Source organism: Bacteroidota bacterium (genome assembly GCA_016195025.1).
GTDB lineage: Bacteria > Bacteroidota > Bacteroidia > Palsa-948 > Palsa-948 > Palsa-948.
Genome location: JACQAL010000041.1, coordinates 21,743 through 37,554 on the forward strand (window position 1 = coordinate 21,743; position 15,812 = coordinate 37,554).

General features: G+C 39.4%; 15 protein-coding genes and 2 tRNA genes. 10 read left to right on the plus strand and 7 right to left on the minus strand.

Features of this window, described 5'->3' with window-relative positions; all coding sequences use genetic code 11:
• The first annotated feature begins 4 nt into the window (after positions 1-4).
• Together HY063_08400 and HY063_08405 are read left to right on the plus strand one after the other, a co-directional pair.
• Complete coding sequence (locus HY063_08400; protein ID MBI3501801.1) at positions 5-1,183, plus strand: acetyl-CoA C-acyltransferase; 1,179 nt, start codon at positions 5-7, stop codon at positions 1,181-1,183.
• A 77-nt stretch (positions 1,184-1,260) separates the two neighbouring features.
• A complete protein-coding gene (locus tag HY063_08405) occupies positions 1,261-3,054 on the plus strand; it encodes an acyl-CoA dehydrogenase family protein (protein ID MBI3501802.1) in 1,794 nt (597 codons plus the stop codon).
• Here the strand turns inward: HY063_08405 and HY063_08410 are convergent.
• A complete protein-coding gene (locus tag HY063_08410) occupies positions 3,051-3,350 on the minus strand; it encodes a hypothetical protein (GenBank protein MBI3501803.1) in 300 nt (99 codons plus the stop codon). The two genes, HY063_08405 and HY063_08410, sit on opposite strands and share 4 nt — an antisense overlap.
• Positions 3,351-3,513: 163 nt before the next feature.
• On the opposite strand from HY063_08410, the gene HY063_08415 reads away from it, so the two are divergent.
• The 4 genes from HY063_08415 to HY063_08430 all read left to right on the plus strand — a co-directional run bounded on the left by HY063_08415 (position 3,514) and on the right by HY063_08430 (position 5,779).
• Positions 3,514-4,377 (plus strand): PD40 domain-containing protein, encoded by an 864-nt coding sequence (locus HY063_08415; protein ID MBI3501804.1) that lies wholly within the window; start codon positions 3,514-3,516, stop codon positions 4,375-4,377.
• Positions 4,378-4,383: 6 nt separating this feature from the next.
• On the plus strand, positions 4,384-4,725 hold the full coding sequence (locus HY063_08420; GenBank protein MBI3501805.1) for a hypothetical protein: 342 nt from the start codon (positions 4,384-4,386) through the stop codon (positions 4,723-4,725).
• Positions 4,726-4,735: 10 nt separating this feature from the next.
• Positions 4,736-5,377 (plus strand): O-methyltransferase, encoded by a 642-nt coding sequence (locus HY063_08425; GenBank protein ID MBI3501806.1) that lies wholly within the window; start codon positions 4,736-4,738, stop codon positions 5,375-5,377.
• Positions 5,378-5,515: 138 nt separating this feature from the next.
• Positions 5,516-5,779 (plus strand): SWIB/MDM2 domain-containing protein, encoded by a 264-nt coding sequence (locus tag HY063_08430; GenBank protein ID MBI3501807.1) that lies wholly within the window; start codon positions 5,516-5,518, stop codon positions 5,777-5,779.
• Between the two features lie 124 nt (positions 5,780-5,903).
• On the opposite strand, the gene HY063_08435 is transcribed toward HY063_08430, so the two are convergent.
• Positions 5,904-6,854: a T9SS type A sorting domain-containing protein gene (locus HY063_08435; GenBank protein MBI3501808.1), complete on the minus strand. Its 951-nt coding sequence runs from the start codon at positions 6,852-6,854 to the stop codon at positions 5,904-5,906.
• A gap of 147 nt (positions 6,855-7,001) precedes the next feature.
• On the opposite strand from HY063_08435, the gene HY063_08440 reads away from it, so the two are divergent.
• From HY063_08440 to HY063_08450, 3 genes are all read left to right on the plus strand, one after another.
• Positions 7,002-7,721: a hypothetical protein gene (locus HY063_08440; GenBank protein MBI3501809.1), complete on the plus strand. Its 720-nt coding sequence runs from the start codon at positions 7,002-7,004 to the stop codon at positions 7,719-7,721.
• A 142-nt stretch (positions 7,722-7,863) separates the two neighbouring features.
• Complete coding sequence (locus HY063_08445) at positions 7,864-10,554, plus strand: DNA translocase FtsK (protein ID MBI3501810.1); 2,691 nt, start codon at positions 7,864-7,866, stop codon at positions 10,552-10,554.
• A gap of 26 nt (positions 10,555-10,580) precedes the next feature.
• On the plus strand, positions 10,581-11,285 hold the full coding sequence (locus HY063_08450) for an outer membrane lipoprotein carrier protein LolA (GenBank protein ID MBI3501811.1): 705 nt from the start codon (positions 10,581-10,583) through the stop codon (positions 11,283-11,285).
• A gap of 99 nt (positions 11,286-11,384) precedes the next feature.
• Here the strand turns inward: HY063_08450 and HY063_08455 are convergent, their stop codons facing one another.
• The 5 genes from HY063_08455 to dnaG form a co-directional block, all read right to left on the minus strand.
• Positions 11,385-11,606 carry a DUF2795 domain-containing protein gene (locus tag HY063_08455; protein MBI3501812.1) on the minus strand — a complete coding sequence of 74 codons (222 nt, stop codon included), beginning with the start codon at positions 11,604-11,606 and terminating at the stop codon, positions 11,385-11,387.
• A gap of 111 nt (positions 11,607-11,717) precedes the next feature.
• Positions 11,718-12,263: a cob(I)yrinic acid a,c-diamide adenosyltransferase gene (locus HY063_08460; GenBank protein ID MBI3501813.1), complete on the minus strand. Its 546-nt coding sequence runs from the start codon at positions 12,261-12,263 to the stop codon at positions 11,718-11,720.
• A 4-nt stretch (positions 12,264-12,267) separates the two neighbouring features.
• Positions 12,268-12,342: transfer RNA gene (locus HY063_08465), tRNA-Val, on the minus strand.
• 51 nt (positions 12,343-12,393) lie between these two features.
• A complete protein-coding gene (locus HY063_08470; protein ID MBI3501814.1) occupies positions 12,394-13,617 on the minus strand; it encodes a bifunctional folylpolyglutamate synthase/dihydrofolate synthase in 1,224 nt (407 codons plus the stop codon).
• Complete coding sequence (dnaG, locus tag HY063_08475) at positions 13,614-15,572, minus strand: DNA primase (protein ID MBI3501815.1); 1,959 nt, start codon at positions 15,570-15,572, stop codon at positions 13,614-13,616. The genes HY063_08470 and dnaG overlap by 4 nt, the downstream gene beginning before the upstream one ends.
• Positions 15,573-15,736: 164 nt before the next feature.
• Here dnaG and HY063_08480 point away from each other — a divergent pair.
• Positions 15,737-15,811 (plus strand) — tRNA-Val (locus HY063_08480).
• Position 15,812: the final 1 nt, after the last annotated feature.

A 15,812-nucleotide genomic window follows, 5' to 3' on the forward strand; every position in this document is an offset into this window, starting at 1 on the left:
AAATATGAACGCATACATCGTAGGAGGATTTCGCAGCGCAGTCGGAAAAGCCAACAAAGGCGGATTCCGTTTCACGCGCACAGATGATTTGGCGGCAGAAGTAATTCGTCATTTAATGAAAAGTGTTCCGAATATTTCTTCTGAACAAGTGGATGATGTGATTGTCGGCAACGCCATGCCTGAAGCAGAACAGGGTTTGAACATGGGAAGATTAATTTCTCTTCTCGCGCTGAACACGGATAAAGTTCCGGGCATGACGGTGAATCGTTATTGCGCGAGCGGATTGGAATCTATCGCGATTGCTTCTGCAAAAATAAATTCCGGTCTTGCTGAATGTATTATTGCCGGTGGCGCTGAGAGTATGAGTTTGATTCCGATGGGCGGCTGGCGCATTGTGCCGAATTACGAAGTGGCGAAAGTTCATCCCGATTATTACTGGGGAATGGGTTTGACTGCGGAAGCGGTGGCAAAAGAATATAAAGTTTCGCGCGAAGACCAGGATAAATTTTCTTTGAACTCTCACCTGAAAGCGATTTCCGCTATCAAGGATGGAAAATTCAAGGATGAAATTGTTCCGGTAAAAGTTTCTGAAAATTATTTGGATGAGAATGAAAAAAAGAAGACGAGAGATTTTGTTGTAAGTACAGATGAAGGTCCGCGCGCAGATACAAACATAGACGCGCTCGCAAAATTAAAACCTGTTTTCGCTGCGAACGGTGTGGTGACTGCGGGAAATTCTTCACAGACAAGTGATGGTGCTGCATTCGTAATGGTAGTGAGTGAAAAATTTCTGAAAGAAAATAATCTAAAACCGATTGCTCGTTTGATTTCGTTCGCTGCCGCCGGAGTTCCTCCGCGCGTTATGGGAATCGGACCGATTGCTGCAATTCCGAAAGCGCTGAAACTTGCCGGAATGAAACAGGAGCAAATTGATTTGATTGAACTCAACGAAGCGTTCGCTTCGCAATCGCTTGCTGTGATTCGTGAATTAAAAATAAATCCTGAAATTGTAAATGTGAACGGTGGCGCAATTGCACTCGGACATCCGCTCGGCTGCACAGGCACAAAACTTTCCGTACAGATTTTTAATGAACTTCGCAGGAGAAAAAAGAAATATGGAATGGTAACGATGTGCGTGGGAACAGGACAAGGCGCAGCAGGAATATTTGAATTATTGAATTAACTCCGCGCACTCTGCGCCTCTGCGTGAAATTTTTTCTCGCTGAGACGCTGAGAACGCAGAGAAAACAAAAAATAAAAATGACAACTACAACTAAAACATCAGCATTGAAAGGCGGAGAATTTCTCATCCGAGAAACTGACGCACAGGATATTTTTATTCCCGAACAATGGAACGAAGAGCAATTGATGATTGCGCAAACCTGCACGGATTTTCTTGCGCAGGAAGTTTGGCCTATCCTCGATAAAATTGATTCACAGGAAGAAGGCCTGAATGTGAAACTGATGAACAAAGCAGCCGAACTTGGTTTACTCGGGCTGAATGTTCCCGAAGAATACGGTGGCTTCGAAAAAGATTTCGTAACCGGAATGCTCGCCACGGAAAAACTCGGTGCCGGAAATTCTTTTGCGGTTTCTATTTCCGCGCATACAGGGATCGGTACGCTTCCCATTTTATACTACGGAAACGAAGCGCAGAAGAAAAAATATATTCCCAAACTTGCCAGCGGAGAATGGAAAGCGTGTTATTGTCTCACCGAACCGGGAAGCGGCTCTGATGCCAATTCAGGAAAAACAAAAGCAGTTCTTTCTGCCGATGGAAAACATTATGTGCTGAACGGACAGAAGATGTGGATTACCAACGGAGGATTTGCGGATGTGTTCACCGTGTTTGCAAAAATTGATAACGATGAAAATCTTTCTGCTTTCATAGTGGAAAAAAGTTTCGGAGGAATCACATTGAATCCAGAGGAACATAAAATGGGAATCAAGGGAAGTTCCACGCGCCAGGTTTTTTTCAACGACTGCAAAGTTCCGGTGGAAAATCTTTTATCGGAAAGACAAAACGGTTTTAAGATTGCAGTAAATATTTTGAATGTTGGCAGAGTGAAACTCGCTGCCGCTGCTGTCGGAGGTTCTAAAAAGGTTTCTGAAAAATCTGTTCAGTACGCGAATGAAAGAAATCAATTCGGCAGACCGATTGCAAAATACGGAGCCATCCGATATAAATTAGCGGAGCAGGCAATCCGGATTTACGCTGTGGAATCTGCGCTTTATCGCTGCACGCAAAATATCGAAGATGCAATCAACGCGCTTGTCGCAGGAGGAATGGAAAAAGGAAAAGCAGTTTTGAAAGGCGTGGAGCAGTTCGCGCCAGAAGCGGCAATTCTGAAAGTCGCAGGCAGCGAAGAATTGGATTATGTTGTTGACGAAGGCGTGCAGATTTATGGAGGCATGGGATATTCTGCAGATGCTCCTATGGAAAGAGCGTATAGAGATTCGCGCATCAATCGGATTTTCGAAGGGACAAATGAAATTAATAGAATGTTGATTGTGGATATGCTGTTGCGAAGAGCAATGAAAGGCGAATTGGATTTGATGGGACCCGCTATGAAAATTGCAGGAGAGTTAATGAGCATTCCGGATTTTTCTTCGGAGGAAAGCGGATTATTTTCCGCAGAGAAAAAATATTTAAAAAATTTCAAGAAAGCAGTTTTGATGGTAGCCGGAAGCGCAGCACAGAAACTGATGATGGAACTCGCCAAAGAACAGGAGGTGCTGATGAACATTGCCGATATGCTGATTGATTTATACGTGGCGGAATCAGTACAGCTGCGCGTAGAAAAATTAGTTTCCATGCGCGGAGAAGCTGCCTGCAAAGAGCAGATTGAAATCATGCGTATTTATATCAATGATGCTGCCGACCGAATAAATAAAAACGGAAAAGAAGCTATCAATTCTTTTTCTTCAGGCGATGAACAGCGAATGATGCTAATGGGTTTAAAACGATTCACGAAAATAGAACCGCTCAATGCAAAAGAATCGAGAAGAACTGTGGCAGCAAAATTAATTTCAGAAAATAAATATTGCTTCTAAGGAGTTTTTAAATCGGGGAGCTGTTTGAATTTTTTTATCCGGAACGAATTTTTTTTCTCTCCCTTTCTTCCGTAAATATTTATTCCCTTCGTCATGTTTTTTGGTTTTGGAATTGCATCAGGACATGTTTTGCATTTGGCGGGCGGTGAGAGCGCATACCCGAATGTGATTTGATAATTTCCGTTTTTCATTTTCATTGAGGCAAATCTTATTTCAGAAGCATCCGCAATAGTTTTCACAGAATCAATAATAATAGTATCTGTGTTTTTACTTTTGAATTCAATTATGTAATTCATAACCCCCCCCCCATTCCCGCGAAAGTTTTTTGCTGTGTAGCTTTTGTGATTTTTATCTGCGAGAAAGACACTCTACTTCCACTCAGAGCAACTAATAATATAAGAATAATTTTTTTCATTTCCTGTAGATTAACCAAAGTTAAAAATGTTGTACTTTGGCAACATGAAGCATTTGTATTTATTTGCCTGCTGCCTACTGCAAACTGCTTACTGTTTCTCTCAACTTCCTGATTGCGATATCTGGCTTCTTGACATTAAAGACAGTGCAGGACAAATTTCATTTCATAATCCTGTCAATATTACAAACAGAAAAGGTTATGACAACCAGCCGGCATTTTCTCCTGACGGAAAATATATTTTGTTTTCTTCTCAGAAGGATAGCGGAGGTCCAACAGATATTTATAAATATGATTTAACTACAAAACAAATTACTCAATTCACGAAAACTCCAACCAGTGAATATTCTCCGACTTTCATGTCTGACGGAAAAAATATTTCTGTGGTGATGGTCGAAAAAGATTCTACACAGCGGCTGTGGAAATTTCCTTTGGTTGGAGGGGAACCGATTTGCATTATGGATAAAGAGAAAGAAATCGGTTATCACTGCTGGATAAATACAGATAGTGTTGCTATAAATGTTTTAACAAAACCTGCATTCACTTTACAGATTGCAAATATTCATACACAAAAAACTTCTGTGATTGCTGACAGCATCGGAAGGTGCATGAAGATGAGAGATGGAAATTTGTGGTATACTACAAAAGCAGGCCATTTTAATAACGTTTACGAGTACTCACCAAAATCAAAAACCTCCTATATAAAAGGAATGACTGAGAGCGAGGATTTTTTACTTCGAGGCAAATTTGAAATCTGGTCTTTATCGGACAACTCCATTGTTTCAGGATATATGAATAGTAAAGCAGGCGCAACTGAAATTATAAATCTTGAAAAGTTTGGAATCACAAAACCTGCGAGAATCACTTTAAGTCCTGACGGAAAAAAATTAGCTGTTGTAAGCGTAAAATAATTTCTTATGTACGAACATCATTCTAAGCCTCTTCTTCCTAAAAAAGAATATTACAGCCGCCTGCTCAGAAATTTTTTCTGGGGCGGAGTTATTGTAGCAATTTCACTTCTGATTGGGATTCTCGGCTATCACTTTACAGAAAATTTAGGATGGCTTGATTCGCTGCTCAATGCTTCCATGATTCTTACGGGAATGGGACCGGTAGATCCGATGACAACTTCGGTTGGAAAATTATTTGCATCCTTCTATGCAATTTTCAGCGGGGTAGTTTTCCTCACAACAATTGCTTTTGTTCTTGCTCCTGTTGCTCACCGCTTCCTCCATAAATTTCATTTGCAGGATAAATAATTTTTTCTCTATGAATTTTCTTCCTCCAGAAATTGAAGAATACGCTCTGAAAAATTCAGACGCTGAATTAGATGTTCTGAAAAAATTAAATCGTGAAACGCATTTGAAGATGACAATGCCGCAAATGCTTTCGGGGCACATGCAGGGATTAATGCTTCAGATGTTCAGCAAAATGATTCGCCCGAAAAATATTCTGGAGATTGGAACTTTCACCGGCTATTCTGCAATTTGTTTAGCGCAAGGATTGCAGAATGGAGGAATGCTTCACACCATTGATGTGAACGAAGAGTTCAAGGAAATCATCATGCGTTATATAAAGGAAGCAGGCTTGCAGGGCAAAATCACCCTGCATATCGGCTCTGCTGTTAATATCTTGCCCTTGCTAAAAGAGGAGTTTGACCTCGTATTTATTGATGCCGACAAGGAGAATTACAGCACCTACTATGACCTTGTGTTCCCCAAGGTGAAACAGGGCGGTTACATCATAGCGGATAATGTGCTCTGGAGCGGTAAAATCCTCAATTCTCCTATGAAAATGGACATTGAGACCAAATCCCTCTATGAATATTCTCAGAAGATTCAAAGCGATTCACGGGTGGAAAATGTGCTTCTTCCCCTGCGGGACGGGCTTATTATTGCCAGAAAAAAGTGATTTCTCATAGGAGAATTTTCAGTTTTCCCTATGAAAAAGTTATTAACAATTGCATTTTCCCTATGGTATCATAGGGAAATAGTATATTTTCGCTATGAAAATTAAAACAAAGTTCTAACCTTTAAATCAAAAAACAAAATGGCAAAAAGAAAACCAAATGCGGCATTCATGGCTCCGCTGAATCCAAGCGCAGACCTCGCAAAAGTAACAGGCAGCAAAGCTCTTCCTCGCACGGAAGTGGCAAAAAAAATGTGGGCGTACATCAAGAAGCACAATCTTCAAGACAAAAAAAACAGACGCAACATTAATGCGGATGATACCTTGAAAGCTATTTTTGGTGGCAAAAAAACCGTGAGTATGTTTGAAATGACCAAATTGGTTAGCAAACATCTCAGGAAGTAATCTTTTTAAAAGTTTACTGATAAAGGCGGGTTAAGAAATTAATCCGCCTTTATTATTTTACAGTATGAAAAAAAACCCCTTTTCGGGAAATGAAAAGGGTTTGTAATAAGTTTCTCCGGAGAAATTATTTTATCACATTAAATTTTCCTTCGCACAAAGCATTTCCATTTTTATCAAGCACAGTGTAAGAATAAATTCCTGAAGGAAATTTAGAAGTGCTGATATGAGTTTCTTTTCTATTCATAGCATTCATTGACTGAGTAAAAATTGCCGAAGAAATTTTTCTGCCGGTCATGTCATAGGCATTTACTGAGTATGCTTCATTCACATCGGCAATAATAGTTACAATATCAGTTGCGGGATTCGGAAAAAGAGTTATATCATTTGATGCCGTATGTTCGTTAATGCCATTCCATCCGTTGAAAGAAATATCATCCACCCATAGAGTACTTCCAGCCATTCCGCAATTCATACACATAACATACGTGTTCCCGACTTTGTTAAATAATTTTGTAGAAGAAAATGTAAGCCCCATTGAATCGGGAAACTCTGTAGAGAATGCCGGATTGTAAATTAACGTGACAGTTTGATTGACATAATTAGTAACAGTTGTTCCTGTTGGCCAAAATCCTGAAGCAATGGTATCGTGTGTAGTGCTATTCCAAAGAGCAATTAAAAATTGCGCTGTGTCTCCTGCTGCAGGAGCATATTTATACCAGAACGAAACTGAAGCCGGCCGCGCAGTATATTGCATTCCGAATTTTGGAACAAAACTCACAAGTTTTCCGGGAGCGGCTAACCCGATCGGATTCGGCAATGAATTTCCCGGGTTATTCGTCATCGTTACAGAAAGAAGTTTCATTGCATAAGTTCCTCCGTGAACATCGGGGCTCGTTGCCTGAAAAACAGATTGAGGGTTTCCTAAAAGCGTGATTTCATTTTCACTTATCCAGCCCGATGGTTCAATACCAGTGCCAGAACCAGTCCATGCAGGCGTGTCAAAATCCCAGGTTACTGTTTGTGCTGAAGCATAAATTGCTCCTGAGAATAAAAATGAAAGTAAAATGTTTTTCATGAAAATGTTTTTTGATTATAGAATGTCAAAGGTATAAATAAACTAATCTTTTGCAAAAACACGGCTTAATTTTATTAGAAAAGATTTACCCTATTAATTAAATTATGCGCTTATATTTGTCGCTTATTAAAGAGAGGCATAGTTTTTATGCGAAGACGAATTTTCATAGTTGCTCTTCTTGTTTTAGCAGGCGCTTTTGCATTCCTGTATTTTTATAAAGGCGGAGAATTATTTAAAAAAATTCTTGGTGGGAAAAATATTTCCGAAGGAGTTATTGAATACGATATTACTTACCCAAAACTTGACCCGAACAACATGATGATTTCCGGATTGCCGAATAAAGCATACCTGCGCTTTAAGAATAATAATATGGTAAACGATATGTCCGGCATGATGGGCCTCATCAGCATTACGTATGTTTCAAAGCAGGCAGAAAAAAAAGTTGCGCAGACGCTCACCCTGATAAATAAAAAATATGTTGCCGATTTAAGCCCCGAAGAAATGAAAGCACTGAACGCTTCCTATTTAACTAAGTTAGAGCCGGGCAAAAACACTCAAACCATTGCCGGATTTAACTGCAAAGAATCAATTGTAACTCTCAAGAACGGAGAAACGCTTCACGTATTTTATACCAACGATATTGGAATTAATCATCCGAACTGGTCAAACCCCTATGAAAAAATTGATGGCGTGCTCATGGATTTTGAAATGGAACGTTACGGCTTAACCATGCATCTGAAAGCAAAACAAGTGCTGGCGCAAAAAGTTGAAGACAGCGCCTTTGAAGTTTCCCAGAACGATTACAAAAAAATTCCTTTCTCTGAATTAGAAAAAATTCTTCAGGAACTTAATCCTGCTTCCAACTAAACAATATTCTCCCTTCTTCTTCGTTTCTCATTTATTGATTTTTCTCTACCTGTCTTTTTAACATCAATCCGTTAACAAGTTATGCGCTATGAAAAGGTTCATTCGCGTGTTCATACCTATTTTTGAGAACCTACACTTTGTTATGGCAGAAGAAGAAATAGAAATATCTTCCGAAAATAAATTCAAGAAAGCGCGCAATGAATTTAAAAAAACGCGCAAGGAAGAAGAATTGGAAGAGGAAGAAAGCGAAGATAATTTGATTGAAGATGTGAATGAAGAGGAAGAAGAAGTAAAGCCGAAAAAAAATATTCGCAAAGAGAAGCAGGAAGAAAACAAAGAAGTTAAGACGGAGGAAACCCCGAAAAGAAAAAAAAGAGTTCCAAAAGAAAAAATAAATCCGCTTCAGCCCGTAATAAATTTTGTGAAAGACGAACGCCTGCACAGAGTTATCGGGCTTGCGCTCATTCTTGCTTCCGTTTATTTGCTCGTGGCATTCACTTCTTTTCTTTTCACGTGGAAAGCCGACCAGGATAAAGTAATGGGTTCGTGGAGAGAATTATTTTTCTCCAGCGATGAGGTGGCAATTCTTCCTGCCGTTCAAACAGGAGTGGAAAACTGGCTGGGAAAATTCGGAGCGGTGATTTCACATTTATTCATTCACAAAGGATTTGGAGTTGCATCGTATTTTTTTGTGGCTTTTACTTTTCTTTCCGGTTTCAGAATTCTTTTCAAAACCTCTTTACTTCCGCTCAGAAATTTTTTTAAGCGCTCGGCTTTTGTTTTAATCTGGAGTTCCATCGGGCTCGGATATATTTTTCACGACAATTATTTTTTTCTTGGCGGAACTTTCGGTTACCAAACAAGTTTATGGCTCAACCAAACGCTTGGAATCATCGGCACAGGATTTTTAATGGTGTTTACTTTCTTCGGCTTCATGGTGATTTCATTCAACTATGCCTTCGACTGGTTCAGAAGCAAGCAGGCAGAAGCGCTGATGGAATCGCTCGATACAATGGCGGAAGAAGAAATCCTTCCTGCTAAAAATATTCCGATGGAAGTTGTTTCTGTAGAACCAGTCGCTGAGAAAAAAGAAGAGGTTGAACTGCCAGTTGTAGAATCTATTCACCAGGAAGAAAAAGTTGAAGAGAAACCAATGATGTTCGAAATGGTTCCCGAAGTTCAGCAGGAAGAAGTGAAAGCAGAAGATGAAAATGTTCAGTTCACTGTTGCGAAAACTTCAGAGGAAGCAGTGGTGGAAGAAGGCGAAGAAGACCTTTCTTCCTTCGGAGAATTTGATCCTACGCTCGAACTTTCAGATTATCAAAAACCATCTATTGATTTGCTGAAAGATTACGGGCAAAGCGAAGCAACCGTTAACCAGGCAGAACTCATAGCGAACAAAGACAAAATTGTTAACACGCTGAAAAACTTTGGAATTGAAATTGCAAAAATAAAGGCAACGATTGGCCCAACCGTTACGCTCTATGAAATTGTTCCGGCAGAAGGTGTACGCATTTCTAAAATAAAAAATCTGGAAGACGATATTGCTCTTTCGCTTGCAGCGCTGGGAATAAGAATCATCGCGCCCATGCCTGGCAAAGGAACAATAGGCATTGAAGTTCCCAATCAAAATCCCGAATTGGTTTCCATGCGTTCAATCATTGCTTCGGAAAGATTTCAGAATACAAATTTTGAATTGCCGTTCGGTTTGGGAAAAACAATTGCGAACGAAACTTTCATAGCGGATTTAACCAAAATGCCTCACTTGCTCGTTGCAGGAACAACCGGGCAGGGAAAATCCGTAGGGCTGAATGTGATTCTCACGTCGCTTCTCTATAAAAAACATCCTGCACAGATAAAATTTGTTTTGATAGATCCGAAGCGCGTGGAGTTAACGCTCTTCAATAAAATTGAAAGACATTTTCTTGCCAAACTTCCCAACTCGGAAGACGCAATCATAAAAGATACTACAAAAGTGATTCATACGTTGAAATCACTCTGCATGGAAATGGATGACCGTTTGAATTTATTTAATCTCTCTATGGTGAGAAACATCAAAGAGTATAACGCAAAATTCATAGACAGAAAACTGAATCCGAAAAAGGGACACAAGTTTCTTCCTTATATAGTAGTGGTGGTGGATGAGTTTGGCGATTTGATTGCGCAGGCGGGAAAAGAAATTGAAACACCGCTCACGCGCCTTGCGGCAGTTGCGCGCGCTACGGGAATTCATCTCATCATTGCAACACAGCGTCCGTCTGTAAATGTTGTGACAGGATTAATCAAAGCAAACTTTCCCGCGCGAATTGCTTTCCGTGTTCAATCAAAAATTGATTCAAGAACTATTTTAGATGCAGGCGGTGCAGACCAACTCATTGGAAAAGGCGATATGCTTTTTTCTATGGGAAGTGATTTGATTCGTTTGCAATGCCCGTTTGTAGATACGCCTGAAGTGGAAGCGGTAACTGATTTCATCGGCAACCAGCGCGCGTATCCTGAAGCATTCAAACTTCCTGAATATATTGATGAAGATGCGGATGAGTTAGGAGAATTTGATCCTTCGGACAAAGATGATTTCTTCGAAGAAGCCGCACGAATTGTTGTCGCGCATCAGCAGGGTTCGGCTTCGCTTCTTCAGCGGAAATTAAAACTCGGCTACAACCGTGCGGGAAGAATTGTTGACCAATTGGAAGCAGCAGGAATTATCGGTCCGTTCAAGGGAAGCAAAGCACGCGAGGTGCTTGTAAAAGATCCCGTATCTTTGGAACAGTTATTGTCTAAAGCAAATGGAAACGGTTCGGACAATCTGGGAGAAAATAAACCCGCTGTCTGAAAAGTTCCAAAGAAAAAATTCTCATTATGAAAATGATTAAATTATTTTTCACAGCGGTATTTTTATTTGTCTTTATCATCTTGAGCGTAGTTGAAGGATTTGCACAAATGCCGAAAGAAGTTGTTGATGCAAAAGCAAAGGCAATTTTGGATGAAGTCGCCAAGCAAACAAAAACTTATTCCACCATCAAAGCAGATTTTACCGCTGTAACAGAAAAAAAAGAAACCAATACAAAATCTTCCGTTACAGATACGCAAACAGGCACTCTGCAATTAAAAGGAACAAAATATAAATTGGAATTCAAAGGACAAACAATTTTCTGCGATGGAAAAACGCAGTGGACTTATATAAAGGAATCAAACGAAGTTCAAATCAACAATGCTCCCGATCCGAATGCAACTGACAATATTAATCCGGTAAATATTTTTACGCTCTATGAAAAGGGCTATAAATACAAATATGAAAAAGAAGATGTGTTGAATGGAGCGAAAGTAGATGCGATTAATTTATATCCGCTCGACCCCGATAAAAAATCTTTCCATACGATTCAGCTTTTCATTGATAAAGCGAAAAAACAAATTACCTCTGCTAAAATCATGAACAAAAACGGAACGAGCAACACTATCACTGTAAAAAATTTCACTACCAATTCAGAGATGGCAGATGCCATGTTCACATTCAATAAAGCGGACTATAAAGGAGTGGAAGTTGTTGACCTGCGGGATAATTAAATCCCAAAATCCAAATTTCAAAGCAAAATAATTTCCCAAATTTGAAATTTGGGTTTTGGGATTTTGTTGGAACTTGGAAATTGAGGTTTGGTACTTCTCTCAATATTCATCTTCGTTGAAAAAGAAATCCTCTTTGGTAGGATAATCAGGCCAGATGTCATCAATATTCTCAAACACCTCTTCATCGTCTTCAATCTCCTGAAGATTTTCAATCACTTCCATGGGCGCGCCTGTTCGCAAGGCGAAATCAATCAATTCGTCTTTAGTCGCAGGCCACGGAGCGTCTTCTAGATAAGAGGCAAGTTCGAGTGTCCAGTACATGGTTGGGCGATTTTAGTTTTTAGATTTTTTCAAATCGTGCGCGAAGATAAAAATTTCCGTTACCAACAAAAGAAAATGTGAAAATATTTTATGGGAATTTTTTACCCTTAATTACTCGTGCTTCCACGGGATTTCTTCTGCATGAAGGTCGTGCGAAAATTTCCGTGCCAGAATAAAAAGATAATCGGATAGACGGTTGAGATATTTGATAATGATGTCTTCTACTTTTTCTTCTCTGGAAAGATGAACAATATTTCTTTCTGCTCTTCGGCAAACACAGCGTGCAATGTGGCAATAGGAAACGGTTGTGTGCCCTCCGGGAAGAACAAATGATTTCATTTCAGGAATAGTTTCATTCATCTTGTCAATTTCTTTTTCAAGCGCGGTAACATTTTCTTCCGTTATATCCGGAATTTTTGGTTTTGGCCTTTGCGGATCTGTGGCAAGATGAGAACCAATTGTAAATAATCTACCCTGAATGTGAACGAGAAATTTTTTTGTATCGGCAGAAATATTCTGGTCGCGGATTAAACCGAGCCACGAGTTGAGTTCATCCACCGTTCCGTAAGATTCAATGCGAATGTTTGACTTCTTAACTTTTGTTCCGCCAAGAAGTGAAGTTTCGCCTTTGTCGCCTTTCTTCGTGTAGATTTTCAATGTGTGGGAGCTGAGGGGTTCGAACCCCCGACCCATTGCTTGTAAGGCAATTGCTCTGAACCAGCTGAGCTAAGCTCCCATGTTAAAAAGGATTGCAAATATAAAAGAAATCTCATAGACAAAAGATTCTCTAAATTGCTTCTGCCACCACAAACGCACTGCCGGTTATGAGAATAAAATCTTTTGAAGAAGAATTTTTTTTAGCGAAAGATAATGCTTGTTGCACGCTCGAATAAATTTCCCCATTCAATCCAAATTTTTTTCCTTCTTCAGCAAGAATTTTTTCATCCAACGCTCTCGGAATATCTGCTTTGCAGAAATAGTAGTTTGCTTTCTTCGGAAGAAGAGAAAGAATTTTTCGGATGTCTTTATCATTCACCGCTCCGAAAACAATGTGAAGTTTTTTATGCGGAATAGTTTTGGCTTGTTTGAAAACTTCTTTAAGACCTGCTTTATTGTGCGCAATGTCTGCGATGATTAATGGTTCTTTGGAAAGAATCTCCCATCTTCCTCGCAGTCCTGTGAGTTTGATTACATCTTCCAGTCCTTTCTTTATATCGTTTGGTTTTATTTCAAATCCTAACTGATGAAGAATTTCAGAAGCAAGAATAACTGTTGGAATATTTTTCTGCTGGTAGTTTCCTTTTAATCCGCAATTAATATTTTTTGTTCCTAAAATAAAATCTTCTGTGAAGAGAAGCAAAGCATTTTCTTTTTTCGCTTTACCTTCAAAAACATTTTTTACTTCTTTTTGTTTTTCTCCTATGATAATAATTCCATTCTTTTTTATTATTCCTGCTTTCTCGTCTGCAATTTTTTTCAATGTATCTCCCAATAAATTCTGATGGTCGTAACTTATGTTGGTGATGATGGAAAGTAACGGAGTAATCACATTCGTGGAATCCAATCTTCCGCCAAGACCTGTTTCGATTATTGCAATATCCACTTTTTCTTTTGCGAAATAATCAAACGCCAGCCCGACTGTCCATTCAAAGAAGGAAGATTTTATTTCTTGGAAATCTTTTTTGTATTTCTCTACAAACTCCACCACATAATTTTCGGGAATCATCTTCCCATTTATTTTTATTCTTTCCCGGAAATCTTTTAAGTGCGGAGAAGTATACAATCCAACTTTATATTCCGCGCATTGCAAAACCGAAGCAAGCATGTGCGAAACTGAACCTTTTCCGTTCGTCCCTGCAATATGCACCGACTGGATTTTTTTTTCCGGATTGCCGAGGAGTTTGCAAATCGCAATCGTATTATTCAAATCGGTATTGTAAGCGGAAGCGCCAATGCGTTGGTACATCGGTAAACGTGAATAGAGATAAGAAAGTGTTTCGGAATATGTCATCGGAGAACTACCCAGCCCAACTCTTTTGAGAAAGTATTTTTTGCTTGGTCGAGCATTTTCTTTTTGGCAACGAGCGCGAGGATGTCTTCTTCGGATTCTGCATGTTCAATTTCTTTCTGCGTTGCCGTAATCATCTGAATGAGTTTTTTCACTTTGAGCGAATAGATTGCATGCTCCACGGCAATCTTTAAAACATCTTCTTCTTTTTGCACCTGTATGCCGTGCTTTGCCATCCAATCTGAAATTGTATAGGGAAATGTGGTAAGGTCAATGGCAGTGCGCGCGATTTCAGAATCTTCGTGATGGATGAAATATTCCTGGGAAGGAGTTTCTTCTTTGCTGAACTCAGAAAATATTTTTCCGTAGAGTTCGTGTTCGAAATTTATATTGTCAACTAAAAGATGTTCTACAATAAATCGTGTAACAGAAATATTTTCAACTTCAGTTTTTACATTTCCTTCTTCATCTTTTACTTCTGTCTGCATTTGTAAAATTTTATCTCCATAATTCAAAAGAAGACGGATAATTTCTTTTTCGTGATGTTCGGCAGTATCTCTATTAAAGTCTATTGGTTGCGGAACGGATGAATTTTCAATGTCAATGATTTCTTCTATAGGAAGTTCGTCCATTCTCTTAGCATATCTTTTTCTCAGCGCTTTATTCAATTCATTAAATAAAATCTGTTCATCTACTTTCATAATCTTGCCACATGTCTGGATGTATTCGCTTCTAGTAATAGAGTTTGGCATTGATACAATACTTCCAATAATTTGATTAATAAGTTCCGATTTTTTTATCGGATCATTTTTTACATCTTCATACAGCAATTGCGTTTTGAAGCGAATGAAATCGGTTTTATTTTCGTCTATGAAATTCCGCACTTCCGTTTCGCTGTGCTTGCGTGAAAAAGAATCGGGGTCATGACCTTCGGGAAATAAAACTACGCGCACATTTAATCCTTCTTCCAAAATCATATCTATCCCGCGGAAACTCGCTTTGATTCCTGCCGCATCGCCATCGTACATAATCGTAATATTATTTGTATAGCGCTTGATTAACCGAATTTGTTCAACGGTAAGAGAAGTTCCGGAAGAAGCAACCACATTTTCAATTCCTGCAACGTGCATGGAGATTACATCCATGTAACCTTCCACCAAAAAACAATTATCATCATTTGCAATCGCTTTGCGCGCCACATTCATTCCGTAAAGTACATTGCTCTTGTGGTAGATTTCACTCTCGGGAGAGTTCACATATTTTGCCTTCGCATCTTTTCTCAACGCGCGTCCGCCAAAACCAATCACGCGTCCGGTAATGTTGTGAATGGGGAACATTACTCTTCCTGCGAAGCGGTCGTAAATCCGTTCAGGATTATCTTCGTGACGAATCGTCAATCCAGCTTTCACAAGGTAATCCAAATTATATCCTTCCTTCAGCGCAGCATCGGTAAAAATATTTTTTCCTTCGTGTGCGTAGCCGAGTTGAAACTTCTGAATGATTTCATCCGACAATCCGCGCTCTTTAAAATAACTCAGTCCAATCGATTTTCCTTCATCGGTATTTAAAAGTGTTTCGGTAAAATATTTCTGCGCGTATCCGTTTACCACATACAAACTTTCGCGCTCGCTTTCTAATTTTTTTTCTTCCTCAATATTTCTATCATAAATTTCTTCTATCTCGATATTATATTTTTTTGCGAGGTAGCGGAGCGCTTCTGGATAATTCATTTTCTCGTGCTCCATCACAAAACTCACCGAGTCGCCACCTTTTCCGCAGCCGAAACATTTATAAATATTAAGTGAAGGTGTTATAGTAAATGAGGGAGTTTTTTCATTATGAAATGGACAACAAGCTACAAAACGAGAACCGCGCTTTTTCAGCGTTAGAAAATCTCCGACAACTTCCTCGATGCGTGCTGACTCAATAATGCGTGCTATGGTTGGTTTTGATATCATGTGTGCGAATCGCGAATTTCTACGAATATCCGAATTTACGAAAATGGGAAGCGAAAATAAAAATCATTGTGAGAAATCCTGTTTGTAGTTATGCACATTCATTCTGTTGAGCGATTGTGGAAAAGTGTTTGCGGAAATTAGATTGATACATTTGCAAACTTTTCGGGTTGTTAGCTCAGCTGGTTTAGAGCGCTACCTTGACAAGGTAGAGGTCACCGGTTCAAATCCAGTACAACCCAC